The following is a 13,190-nucleotide window of genomic DNA, read 5'->3' on the forward strand; positions in this document are numbered from 1 at the left end:
TCCGTCGCGCTGCCGGCGGCAGCCTGGGTTAGATTTCTCCGGAGCTACGGCCCGACCCCTAACAACCTAACGATGTTCGATGAGTACGTGGCGGGGGCGCTGGCACGGGCAAAGATTCAACCCATTGGGTTATCGACGCCGCTGCTCGCGTCGATGATAGAGCATATCGAATCAAAAGCGCCCGGCTCCATGTTAATCGCCGGTACTGCTGGCGACGGAAAAACTTATCACTGCCGTGCCTTATGGACGAAGATGGGGGGCGATCCAAAGGTTTGGTCGGCTAAGGGCAACAGTAAGGAGCTTCAGCTCGCCGATGGCCGGTTGGCTGTGTTCATCAAAGACCTATCCGAATTCAACGGCGAGGAGAGTGATCTACCGCTTCAGCGGCTCGAAAAATCGGTTCTGGGCAACGATGACTCTGAGGTGGTGATTCTCGCCGCCAACCACGGCCAACTACTGGATCGTCTGCGCAATTTGGGCAAGCGCCAGGGTCGGGTCCATCCGCTTCGAAAACCTCTGCAAGAGCGTTTTTTGCAAGCGGGTCCGGCACCCGATCGGCTCGCCGTGTTCGATCTCAGCCGCACAACTAGCCGAAAGACGCTCGAGGAAGTCGCCAAGGCGGTGGCGGGTCATCCGGAGTGGGACAACTGCGGGCGTTGTTCACTAAAGGCTGCTGACAAGGTCTGCCCGATCGACGAAAATCGCCGTAGGCTACTAGGCGAATCCGATGGCGGACAGCTCGCGCGCCGCTTGGGCGATTTAATTGAAATAGCACGGCTCAACGGCCTGCATCTTCCTGTTCGCGATCTGTTGGCGCTGTGCTCAAACATGGTTCTCGGTTACTCCGACGCCAAGGACGCGAAAGAGAATCTGATGACCTGTGCGGATGTGGCCAAGATTCAGGATGGCGGGCAGATCGGGAAGGCAAGCATCTATGTCAATGCGTTCGGAGGAAACCTGCCGAAGCGAAGAACTTCCGATCGCCCGGTCTTTAAGGCCATGGCCGGCTTCGGCGTAGGCGAGGAGACCACCAATGCGGCGGACGGCCTCTTGGTGTACGGCAAGGACGATTCCCGGCTTCAAGCAAACTTTGAACGATTGGTGGGTGGCGACTCTGTCTACGGAGCCACCGCTGCATTCCGTGCCGCTCAAGACGCCTACTTGGAAGGGCACGAAGACGCGCGCTTGGAGGGCAGCTCGTTCGAGTTCTTGGAGATGCTTGAGGCTCAGCGACGCCGACTCTATTTCACCGTGCCGGACACCGAGACCGGCTACCCCCGCTGGTCGATGACCGCGTTCCACTTTGCTGGCGACTACCTAGATATGATCGAATCGCTCAAGGCCAAAAAGCCCGTGAGCGAAATGGTTCGCGGACGTATCGCCAAAGGGCTTAACCGGGTCATGACTGGCCTGCTTTTGGAAAACGTCGATCGTCTCTTCATTGCCAGTTCCGGTGGCTTTACGCAAAGCCGCGTGAGCGTTCTCTGTGACCACGAAACACCTTCGCGCCGGCAAGGCGGAGTGGGCATGGCGATGAAGCTCGACTTGGAGACTGGTCGTCCACAGCTAGATGTGTCGCTCTCACCAGGCCCCGGCAACTCCGTTGCTTTCGACCTTACGCCCATCCGGCATGAGTTCCTGTCGCGTGTCGCTTGCGGTGCGCTGCCGGCCAGCTTTTCCAATGAGTGCCTTGAAGACCTGTTGGCCTTCAAGGCCAAGCTGCTACGCAAGGCCGAAATCGTTCGCAACGCCGGACTGGGAGGGGATGACGACGAGCTAGGCGGCGAAGCATTCGCTCTAACGCTGAATTTCATCGACGTCGAACCGGGAGGCCGCGGCTTCGCTCGTCCTGTAACTGTGAGAGCCCCGGCATGAGCGAGATCATCAAGCGCCCGGAGATCAAGAGCGTCGACTTCTGTGTCGACGAGAATATCTGGGGCCACCGCCTATACGACGAGCAGCTCCCGCATTTGACGGTGCTCGAATTTTTGGGCGTGCTCGGTTCAAACCTAGATAGGCCATTACGTCCCCATGATGGGCTGAACGGCGCAGTGAAATTTCAACCGCAGCGGCAAATTCGACTACGCGGGTTGCTCTTCAACAACCCCTACGTCGAGTCCATCGCTGAGAGCGCGTTGCCAGACGCAGAGAAATGGAGGCAGTGGTTCGAGAAGTTTGACCAAGGCAAGACGGGTAATGGCGACGACGACATGGCCTACCTGCGTCACTCGTTCGCTAGTTTCGACGACTTTGCGAAGGCCATAGAGCTATTGCGCTCGTCCTCTTTTGAGTCACGCAGCAATAAGCGTTGGAGCTCGAAGTTCGTTTTCCCTTTTGGTCCAGATGCTCTCTATGAGGATTTGGAAATCGACTCGCGTGGCAAGATGAGTAACGACCGTAGGTTCTTCGCGCGCACTGGCGAGCTGCTCTACCTGATGCTCACGCGCGCTGAGAGAGGAGCGGAACTCGGCGATATCTTGGCCAAGCGCCTATTTGATTATGGGGCGCCCATGAACCGGTTGGTGCGCGCGCTGCAAGGTCCGCCCCAGCTCGCAGACGATCCGCGACCATCCGGCTATTTGCCGGAGGTTACAAACGCGCGTTTTGATCAAATGTGCGAAGACTGGCTTTCTATTCTCGCGAGGGATATGCCGATCTATGATGCGTTGGAGCATCTAATTTCCATCTCCGGCCTGAACATGCTGCTTTACTTTTTGCAGCGTGCGAAACGTATTTCGGGCGATGACGATCCCGTTGAGATCGTTTGTGAAATAGTCTCCAAGGAGCGCACAAAGGTTCGAGCGCTATCGGGTGACAGCTACCAACTCAACCAGGGATTGCCCGCTAAGGCAGTGCGTGCACATATCGAAGCAATTCGGCAGGACATCGTCTGGGACAACGCCGCCTCGAGCGAATTCCCGGAGGCCGAGCGGGTGAAGCTGATGCGAGAGCGCTTCCAGTGGCCGCCGCTCGATGGCGGCGACGATGAAGACTACACTGGAAAGAGTCCGGACGTACTTGTCGGAGACCTCGTTGAGCTGGCACTTGCACGGCATGCGCAGCACGTTGGCAAGGTTCACGCGTCGTGGTCGCGTGCAATCGGGCTCAGCTCTCGCCGGCTTTCGCGCCGAACCCGGTATGCTCCTAATGACCGGCTGCTTAAGTCGATTGTGGTGGCCATCGTTGATGATCGTATGCAATTTGACGAGTTTCTAGCCGAAGCGAAGTCACGCTACGGCCTAGTCGTTGGCGATGCGGAAGGTGCACGCCTAATCGACGCCAAGCTAGTTGACCAAGAAGAGCTCAGCGAAAATCGAGACAATCTCGAATCGAGACTTGTCGGTTTAGGCCTAGTCCGCAGGCTTTCCGATTCCTGTTCGTTTGTTGAAAACCCGTTCACGTTGAAGGGAGAGGCTGAATGCTGACCGATCGCATTATTGGGCGCGTCGGCGCAGACATCCTCGCGAAGCGCATTTCCAATCCCGATGAGCCAGGTGACTCTGCGGCCCTCTTTCGGCTCGACAAACTTTCTGCGGGCCAGATTGCGGCTGTAGCTAGAGCAATTCTGGCAACCCCGGACCTCCTCTCCCGCGTGGAGCTGATGATTCCGGAAGCGCTGGTCGAAGGCCAGGGTTTGCCAGCGGACATCTTGATCTCTCACAACGCGGGGTACGTGCGCAATAACGCCTTAAGCTCCAAGGCGGCGATTCTGACCGCCAATGGGAACGAGCACAACCTCGCCGATACGCTCGGCCACGTCATGGCGATTGGTGCGAAAGAGATGCGTGCCGATCCCGAGCCGTGGGTCGACGCTGCCTTGTACGCTGGCGGGCTCTCTCCAGTTCCGGATGATCGGGCCGTGTTTCACGCGGCGCTTGGCGGGTTGCTCTCCTCCTCCGAACTCTCGCTGGTCCAGCTCGGCGAGTTTTGTTCAGAGATAGTCGAAGCCATCTCGACCGGTGGTTTGCCTATTCGCGACGCGGTTGGATACGCATTGCCACGAGCCGGGCTTCCCAGAGATAGCTCCTTCTTCTCCAACACAAGGACATTTGCGGCAACGCGTAAGCCGTGGCAAAAGGCCTTCGTCAAACTGTTCAGCCAGCGAGCGCCGCTGCTAAAGAAGCTTCGTCAGAACGGCCAGTTGCTTGACCCCGAGGAACTTGCAGAGCGCATCGAAGCTAATGCGTCGGATATCGCAGAAGGCGCACGCCAAGCCTTGGAGGTATTTGCCGCTGCTCCAGCCGGTGACCAAGAAGCGGCCAGGGCATTGGCCCAATTCGAGTGGGAAAGCGACGGCGTTTACCTGGCCTTCGACAAGCCTAAGGAGAAGCAGCTCGGCCTGGCCGACTCGACGATCCGTTTTTTTGACCACGAATGCGATCAAGAAAACACGCTGGATGCCGAGGGGCGTGTGCTCCTGGATGACCTGAAGTCTCGCGAACGTCGGTCGGACTTCAACGAGGAGGACGAGGCGTTCTTTGTCAAACATCGCCGTTTGCTTGAGCAAGACGCCAAGCTCTGCGCTCGTTGGGAAAAAGCCCTATATGGCAAGCCTATCGAATGCAGCGACTTTTTCGACGGCTTCGCACGGGTGGTCAACAGTCTACATGCGGGCCTGCGCGACCCGGAGGGCGAGCGCATCCTGCGCTTTACCGTTACCAAGGGCCGGAAGGAATGGCGTGAGCGCTTCAACTACGACGCTGGTAGCTATTTTTCGGCGATGTACCGCGGACTGAAGGAGTTGATGGGTTCCAAGGCGGATTGGAAGGTCGAGCGACTTGGCAACGCGAATTTGCCCGACCCGCTGTTTGACTACGAAGCTTTCTTCGCCAAAGAGAAGGAGTTGCGTAACGACAAAAAAAACAAGATCCGCCCGAATGCCTCGCTTTCAAGAGCAGCGTTGCAGATCAAGTTTGATGTCGCTTTGGTTCAGGTTGCGCACGATAAAGAAACGGTGCTGGCCAAGACCCAGCTTCTGTGGAGCTACAAGCCCGCGTCGATTGGTTTGTCGATGGTATCGGATATGCGCCGCCTCTTGGAGAAGGGGGCGGTTGGCTGCACGGAGGTTTCACGCAGACTCGTGAGCAAGAAGGGTGGTGTTCAGAACGTTTCGCTGCTCGACACCGGCACCTTGGAGGCCACGTATTCAACGGACGCCGGGTCCCTTGTTCCTGCCGCTAACAAGCTGCGCAGCCTTCGCCAAGATTTGAAGGCGCGAGTTAAAGAACTCTTCGAGGAAGGCCGAATAACACTACAGCAGCGCGACGAGATTCGTGGGGCGTGGGACAAGTTCGAGGAAGAATACATCAAGGCAATGGGAGACTTCGTTTCCACGGGCCTCCATGGCGAAGCGGTCATATACCAAGCCGAGTCTTTCGGCGCGCTGCTGAGCTGCTTGATGGCTCACGCGCGCGGCGACGTTTGTCGCGCACGCTTGGTCTCTGAGGTGCTCTCGGTTGGTACGGTCCGTGTGGCCGGCGACAATCCAGCTGTGATAATCCCGCCATGGCACCCCGAGCGGATGAAGGCGCTGGCGGTTAAGTCTCGACGCGTGGCAGGTTTCGCGACGCACCTGCTTTCGAGTGGCAGCATTCTCTATGGAGATCGCGAGATTTTCATGCGGGAGCTCTCCGATGAGATCGCGCATCCGTTCTACCCTGAGATTGCGGTCCTCAAGCGAGCTGGTGCACCGATGCTGGTCTCTGAGAGCAGCACGGTCAACGGATACAGTCTCTTGGAGTCGCCTACTCGCGGTACCGAGGATGCAATGACCGATGTCGATCCGGCCGCCGCTGCCAAACAAGCGCGCGAGCTCTTGGAGCGTTATGTCGGTTTGCAGCCTCACGAAGCGTCCAATCTCAGCGTCGTACTCTACAACGCTGACGCAGCGGAGTTGCCGCTTGCTACTGTCCGCGAACTTTCGTCGATTCAGACGGATGGAAGGCTCCAATGTAGCGTGTCGGTGCGTCACTCAGATCCGGCAAAGCTTCGTAGCGTCTATGGCGAATTGGTTAATAAGGCCGGCGATGATCCTGATCTTCCGGTGGTCAGTGAGACTAGTGACAACTTCATCTCAAAGTTGCGCATCTCCGTGACGCCGATTTCAGCCACACCCAGCGAAAGCGTGCGGGGCTTCAAAGCCTTCGATGTGGCTTTCTTGCATGATGTCGTGGCCCGCGCAGCACAGTCGGAATGGCTACCAGTTCCTTGGACCAATGATCGCCCGAGCTTGGACCATGCTCCTTCGCGATGGTCATATCGTAGTGTCTCCGGAGAGAATGAGCTCAAATCAACGACGTTCTTGACCTGTCCCTGGCAGACTGCTTCGGGCTGGTCTTACGTGTCCGCCGTTGCTGCAGTTTGCCGCCAAACCGATGCGTTGCCCGACGAGCGATATCTACCCGCACGGCGTATCTCGCTGCAAAGCCCCGCGTTGGCAGGCATGATTAAGGACGCGCACGATCTTGCCGAATGGGTCGCGACCTACGATGAGTTGCTCGATAAACGTCAGCTTCAGCATAACGACATAACGGTAGTGCGCTACCGCCGCGGCTCAACCAATGGCCGCAACATGATCGTCAGCTCAACTTCCGAGCTGCGGCTACTCAGCGTCTTGGTGCGTCGTCGCATGGAAGAACTTAACCTGCAGCTCGGGCCCGATGAAATCGAAGCAGCCGCCGCTAAGGCCAAACGCGATGCACTCTCCGTCTCCGGCGACATCGTGCTTCGCGCGGCCAAGCGCGGTGTTTCTGCGGGGGAGATGATCGGCCTAGTTCTTAGCCGGAATTTACTGGCCGAGGAGTTCAAGGCCGCTGCGGGTCGGGGGCAGATATTGACAGCCTACTTTCTGCTTGACGACTACGCGAGCTGGCTGTCGCAACCGGAGAGCCGTATCGCCGACATCCTCGCACTTAATGTCGAGGAGCGGGATGAAGGAGTCCGCGTCACCATCTCAGTGGTCGAATCGAAATACGTCGGCATCGATGGTTTAGCTAAGGCTCGCCGTGACTCCAAGGATCAACTGCTGGCGACGCTCAGCATGTTTCGCGAGGCGCTGTTCGGCGACCCTGGTCGACTAGATCGGGACGTGTGGCTCGCACGCTTGGCCGACATGCTGCTTGATGCGGAGATCCCTCCGGGCATGACCGACCTGATGGAGCGCGCGAGGGCGAAGCTGCGCGACGGCGACGTTGAGATCTCGTTACGTGGCTACTCGCACGTCTACGTACATACCTCGGATGCAGGCTCGACGTCCGCTTCGGATCAGGAATTGCTCGACGATGCAGATGGCGTCCAAGCGTGGCAGGAGGTCTTCGACAGGCCTGATCTTCGCAAGCTCGCTGAAGCCTATGCCAAAGGGAACGGGGGATTCGATGCTCGCGCGGGGCTCGGCTCCCATCAGCCTTGGGCTGGACATAGCTTCAGGAAGCCGGCTCCGCGAGTACCATGGCTCGCGGCGATGGGCCTGCTGGCCGGTGGTCAGACCGCGTCCCCCGAGGGTGAAACTCTTGCAATTGTTACAGATTCCGGGACGTGGAACCATTCAAGCGGTTCGGCATCCGAGCCTGGAGAGTTTCCGCTAGAGCGCGTCGAAGTCGCTGCCGCGGTAGCTTCTGTCCCAGCCTTAGCTCCAACGCCGATTGTGTCCCCGGGCCTCGGCGCCGCTTTCTCCGAGCTGGTCGCATCCAAGTTTGCGCGCGGCGCGCAGACCGATGCCGAGCGAGAGGAGTGGGCCCAACAGGTCACCAAGAAGCTCAAGGCTGCGCTCAACGGCTACGGCTTGCAGGCAGCCATCCTCGGCACACGCCTAACCCCCAATGGCTGCCTAGTGCGCTTGGCCGGCTCCGACCGGCTGCGCGTCGAAGACATCGAGAACAAGCGCACGCAGCTCTTAACCACGCACGCGATCAACCTGGTCACAGTCCAGCCCAAGCCTGGCGAGATCGTGGTGACGGTTGCCGGCTCCAAGCGTCAAGCGGTATCGCTTTGGGAGCTGTGGTCGCGTCGCGAACTTAATCGCAACGTCGCCGGTATCAACACGTCATTCCTCTTGGGACTCCAAGAGATCAACGGTGCGTTGCTGTATCTGAACCTCGGCGCGGAGTTCGGCGGCCTCTCCTCCCACGAGCCGCATTCCCTGGTGGCGGGTGCCACCGGTAGCGGCAAGTCGGTACTGATTCAGGCGCTGCTCTTAGACATCGCCGCGACCAACTCGAAGGATCTTGCCCAAATCATCTTGATAGATCCGAAGATGGGCGTGGACTACGCGCCGCTTGCCGAACTGCCACACATGCGCGGTGAGATTGTGACGACAAAGGAGACGGCCGCAGAAGTCCTCGATGCTTTGGTGCAGGAGATGGAGGAGCGCTATCGCGCCTTCGCTAAAGCGCGCGCGCGTGACCTGCCGACCTACAACGCGAAGGTGTCGGCCGACGAACGTTTGCCCATGGTCTTCCTCGTGCATGACGAGTTTGCGGACTGGATGCTCGACGACGCATACAAGTCTGCCGTAGGAGCCGCTGTGCAGCGATTGGGCGTCAAAGCCCGTGCAGCAGGTATCCATCTGATTTTCGCCGCGCAGCGCCCCGATAAGGACGTCATGCCGATGCAATTGCGCGAAAACCTTGGCAACCGTCTCATCCTCAAGGTTTCCAGCGAGGCCACCTCCAAAATCGCGCTCGACCGACCGGGCGCTGAGCTCCTGCTCGGCCGTGGGCATCTTGCTGCCAAGCTTAACGGGGAGCAGGGGCTGGTATTCGCGCAAGCCCCCTTTCTGACCGACGATGAGATTGCCGCAGCAGTAACGGCGATTTCCCTCGACAACTCGCCACAATCAGCGCATGTCACCATCTGACACTCAAGAAAGCCCGTCGACCTCAGGATCGTCTCGCGGGACCGGGATGAGCCGACTCGCCGAGCATCTCGCAAGGAATGAGGCATCCGAACTCACCAGTCTGCTGGGATCATCGACCATTGAGCTGCTCGGGAAAGTGGGACCGGAGGCAACCAGTCCTGCGGGGCTTGCCTACTTCATCGTGAGTGTACATGGCGAACGCGGTACCTTGCGAAGGCGAGACATTCGCGGACTCTTGCTCTCCAAGCTGAACAAGTCGGAGGCTACTGAACTGTGCCACCTGCTCCAGTTGCCAGTTATCTCCCCGCTCCAAACGCTTAGCGGCATTGACTTCGGCACAGCCCCGGGCAGCCTTGAGCTGCTGGAAAGATGGTACGGCGTACCAAGTGACGATATCGCGGTGCCTCTTCAGGCATTCGAGGGGTCATACAAGGCCGTTGCTTCTCACAAGCTCCATGCGCATCAACTGAACGCATATCGCGAACTTAGACGCGCGATCGCGCGCCCGCCATGTTCCGTTTTGGTTCACATGCCGTTTGGTGCGGGAAAGCTCCGGCTCGTCGCCACGGCCGCGCTCGATCTCTATCGTTCGGAGGCCGACCATAGATCAATTGTCTGGCTTGCGCCAGGCGCGGCTATGTGTGAGGAGGCCTTCCTCGAGCTGCACGAGGTGTGGCGACAACTGGGTTCGCGCGACGCAACCATCCTCCGGCTCTACGGTGATCACCCCGCGCGTGACCTGGACAAGCTCGGAGGGGCGATAGCCGTCGTTGACATTCTCCGACTAAGCAAGGACGATCCAACTCTCATAGATCTCGGATCGGTCACGTCGGTGGCCATCCTCGCAGATGCCGAGAGCCTTACTCATCCTGTCGGGGCCGAGATCCTCCGAAAGATGTCTGAAGGTGGAACTTTTAGTGTCGTGGGAATATTGGCGACGTCTGGCGCAGTCATTCCTGCCGGGCCCGCTCGGAGTGCCTTGACGGCAGCCTTTTCGAATGCATGTATCACAGTCGCTGCGGATGACGAATTGCAGTCGCTTCGCGAGCGGGGCGACTTCGTGGACATTGAAGCTACCGTCGTGCCTCTCGTTAATCCGTCTGCAACAGGCCCCCGCACAAGTGCCCCGTCGAACCTGACCAGTAACGACTCGCTCGACTTCGACCACGACTACGTTAGCGAGCTCGGCAACAATGTTGAACGCAACGAGCGCCTACTAGCGATTCTGAAGAAGGAGTCCGCAGGTCAGGGACGGGTCATCTTCTACGCGACTACAGCTGAAAACGCAAGGCTGTTCGCCGGCCTTCTTCCGGTCCTAGGTGTGAAGGCACGGTCCGTTACTGCTGAACAGTCCTCAGCAGAGCGGACACTTGCCCTTCAGAAATTCGTTGCTAGAGGGGAACGAGTCTTGTGCGTCCACGGGCTTTTGCTCTCAGGAAGCTCCGTTCCTGATATTTCAGTATGCGTGATGGCGTTGCCCGGCAAGTCCCGTGCAGCATTCCTTGCCACGATTGGGCGGCTTGTCCAAGCTCGAGACGCCAATCTCCCGACCCTCAGACTCATTGTGGCCGCCGACTCACAAGTCGATGCCGGATGGGTTGGATCGTTAAGCACTTCTTGGTCGACGCTGGACACTTACGAGGCAATATGACCTTTCCCATCATCCCCCAGAATCTGTCGATTTCTGCAATGCGCAGCTCGGGCTATCGCGACACCGCGCACGCATTGGCGGAGCTCATTGACAACGCCATTCAAGCGGGAGAAGACACCCAATCCCGTACCGAAGTAGAGGTCATCTGTATCGATGAAGCTTCGGCCGGAGGGCGACATCAGATATCACGACTCGCGGTGTACGACAACGCCAGCGGCATGAGCCCCGGTTTGCTTCGAAAGGCTCTCCAATTCGGCAACGGTTCGCGCCTCGAAAAGGCTCAGCAAAAAGGGATCGGAAAGTTCGGCATGGGATTGCCGAACTCTTCAATTTCTCAGTGTAAAAGGGTGGATGTCTGGACATGGCAAGCGGGATCGGTTTATCACGCATTCTTGGACGTACAGGACATCCAAGACGGCAAAATGACAGACGTTCCCGAGCCGCAACCCGCTGAGATTCCATCCGAATGGAGTTCATTGATCGCGGGCAATCTCGAAGAGCACGGCACCCTGGTCGTTTGGAGCAAGTTGGATCGTGTCTCTTGGAAGCAGAGTACGACTCTCCTGCGACACACCGAATTCGTCAGCGGGCGCGTGTATCGGCACTTCATCGACGATAAATCTGTTCGAATTCGCCTTGCCGCCTATCAGAGCAAGACTAGAGAGACCGTTTATGAAAGTTTCGTCCGGCCAAACGATCCGCTCTACCTGATGTCCGGAACGAACGCCCCTGCTCCCTTCAATCAAAGTCCTGCCTTCGTCCTGTTCGGACAACCACTAGTACTCAAGGTGGCTCACGGCGGTGTGGAACATCCCGTGACCATCAGGGCGTCGATCTGCAAGCCGGAGGCGCGGCGTGAAGGCGGAGGCAAGGCCATTGGTCAGCACGCGCAAAGGAATCAGGGTATATCCGTCGTGAGGTCGAGGCGGGAGCTAGAACTCAACCACAGCTTCACAAACTCCTACGACACTCGTGAGAGATGGTGGGGTATCGAAGTGCAGTTCGATCCTGGCTTGGATGACGTCTTTGGCGTCACCAACAACAAGCAGTTCGCCACGGGATTCAAACGCTTGAGTGTCGAGGAAGACGCGCTCGAGGAGGCTCTCAGTGTGAACGAATACCAAGAGAGGCTTGAGCAGGATCGTGACCCGCGGCTAGCCATGTACCGTATCAGCCGCGAGATCGAGAAGCTGCTGCACGACATGCGCTCGCAAGTGGCTAAAATGCGAGAGGGTGAGCGCATCAATTCCATGAAGGAGCGCGCCGAGAATAAGGCCGAGAGAGCAGCCTCTGAGTCGGTGGCGAGACGCAGGGAGCGGGTTGGGGACACTGGCCGAAGCGACAAGGAGGAACATGCACCCGCCAGCGAGCGCACGTCGGCGCTGACGGCCGACATTGTTCAGGACGGAGTGGAAGAGGCGAAGGCTCTAGAACTCGCGGTCGACTATGTCAGTAAGAAGATCAAGTTCCGCTTTAAGCACGCCGACTTGTCTGGTTTCAACATCTTCGACGTTTCCACGACCGGTGGCGTCATCCTGGTGACGCTTAACAGTCGTCACCCGGTGCATGCGCGCATCTTTGAGGCTCTCCAAGGGGAGGACGGAACGCAGGTTGAGTACGCAAGGGAAGTTCTGTCGCTTATTGCCGCCTGGGCCCGGATGGAAGACGAAGCACCGAGCGAAAAGATGCGAGTGGCAATCGAGGACACTCGCCTTCAGTGGGGGCGCATGGCCATGGACTTCTTCGAGATCGAGAACTAGCCGTGGGCGGGCGCGAAGCGATCCGCGGGTTTGCGGTCCAGACACTTATCTGCTTGCTCGACTCGCTCTGGGCGAACGGACAATGGACGGCCGTTACGCTAGAGCCGGACTCTGATAACGACAAGGTAGACATCTTGTGGGAGTACGCAGATGGTTCGACTCTTGCTCAGCAAGTTAAGTCCTCCAAAAACCAGATCGGCAAAGGAGATGTGGTCGCATGGTGCAAAGAGCTCAAAGACTCCAATGCTGCAAGCAAGTACCAACTGATGTTAGCTGGGCCAATCGCAGCTGCCGTCTTAGATGACGGCCCTTTCGATGATGTCGAGGTGCCCACTCCAACGTCGATGGATACGCTGGCCCTGCTCGACCAAGCCATCACGAAGGTAGATCGTTACCTGACCGCCAAGTCCATCGAGCCGCTTCCGCTGCCCCTGCGCGAGTCGTTGATCTACGAGCTCGTCGCTCGCATGCTGGAGGCGGCAATACGCGGAAAGCGTATGCCTCGCGCTGAGTTCGACGGATGGTTGCTAAGCGGAATCACGGCCTCCTATCCGCACGCGGTCAGTCAACGCCTGACTACGAACTGCAATGTATTGTGGAGTGTGCTGGAAATCGCAGGGCCAGAAACGATTTCGGACCGGGCTTTCGAACTGATACTTCCGATCACCGTCGTCAACGGTGGCGCCTCCACAGCCGTTGTGGAGATGTTTCTGCTGCGGGTGTGGTCACCCACGCGGGAGATGCGCTATCGCCCCGAGCGCGTTGTTCCCGAGTCACCAGGTCAGCAATACGTCGTGCTGAGCGTGAGCACGTAAATCGATGGGGCAATGAGCAACATAAATGATGTTCGAGGGACGAAGTAAAACGGGAGCGATGAAGCTCCCGTTGTCGTTTCAGAATGGCTCGTCAATGCTCTGGTGTGGCG

General features: G+C 58.3%; 6 protein-coding genes. All 6 read left to right on the forward strand.

Annotated elements, in window-relative coordinates; all coding sequences use genetic code 11:
• The first annotated feature begins 72 nt into the window (after positions 1 to 72).
• From QZM67_RS36915 to QZM67_RS36940, 6 genes are read left to right on the forward strand one after another with little or no spacing between them, the layout of a single operon-like run.
• On the forward strand, positions 73 to 1,875 hold the full coding sequence (locus tag QZM67_RS36915) for a hypothetical protein (protein ID WP_034201197.1): 1,803 nt from the start codon (positions 73 to 75) through the stop codon (positions 1,873 to 1,875).
• Positions 1,872 to 3,425 (forward strand): hypothetical protein, encoded by a 1,554-nt coding sequence (locus QZM67_RS36920; protein WP_301810989.1) that lies wholly within the window; start codon positions 1,872 to 1,874, stop codon positions 3,423 to 3,425. The genes QZM67_RS36915 and QZM67_RS36920 overlap by 4 nt, the downstream gene beginning before the upstream one ends.
• Positions 3,419 to 8,854: an FtsK/SpoIIIE domain-containing protein gene (locus tag QZM67_RS36925; protein ID WP_301810990.1), complete on the forward strand. Its 5,436-nt coding sequence runs from the start codon at positions 3,419 to 3,421 to the stop codon at positions 8,852 to 8,854. Before QZM67_RS36920 ends, QZM67_RS36925 begins: the two co-directional genes overlap by 7 nt.
• Before the next feature lie 46 nt (positions 8,855 to 8,900).
• On the forward strand, positions 8,901 to 10,505 hold the full coding sequence (locus tag QZM67_RS36930; RefSeq protein ID WP_301810992.1) for a DEAD/DEAH box helicase: 1,605 nt from the start codon (positions 8,901 to 8,903) through the stop codon (positions 10,503 to 10,505).
• Positions 10,502 to 12,265 (forward strand): ATP-binding protein, encoded by a 1,764-nt coding sequence (locus QZM67_RS36935; protein WP_301810994.1) that lies wholly within the window; start codon positions 10,502 to 10,504, stop codon positions 12,263 to 12,265. Before QZM67_RS36930 ends, QZM67_RS36935 begins: the two co-directional genes overlap by 4 nt.
• A 2-nt stretch (positions 12,266 to 12,267) precedes the next feature.
• The gene (locus QZM67_RS36940; protein WP_301810996.1) at positions 12,268 to 13,080 is read left to right on the forward strand and encodes a hypothetical protein; all 813 of its coding nucleotides are present in this window, start codon (positions 12,268 to 12,270) and stop codon (positions 13,078 to 13,080) included.
• The last annotated feature ends 110 nt before the right edge of the window (positions 13,081 to 13,190 follow it).

This window comes from Burkholderia sp. AU45251, assembly GCF_030482905.1.
Lineage (GTDB): Bacteria > Pseudomonadota > Gammaproteobacteria > Burkholderiales > Burkholderiaceae > Burkholderia > Burkholderia aenigmatica.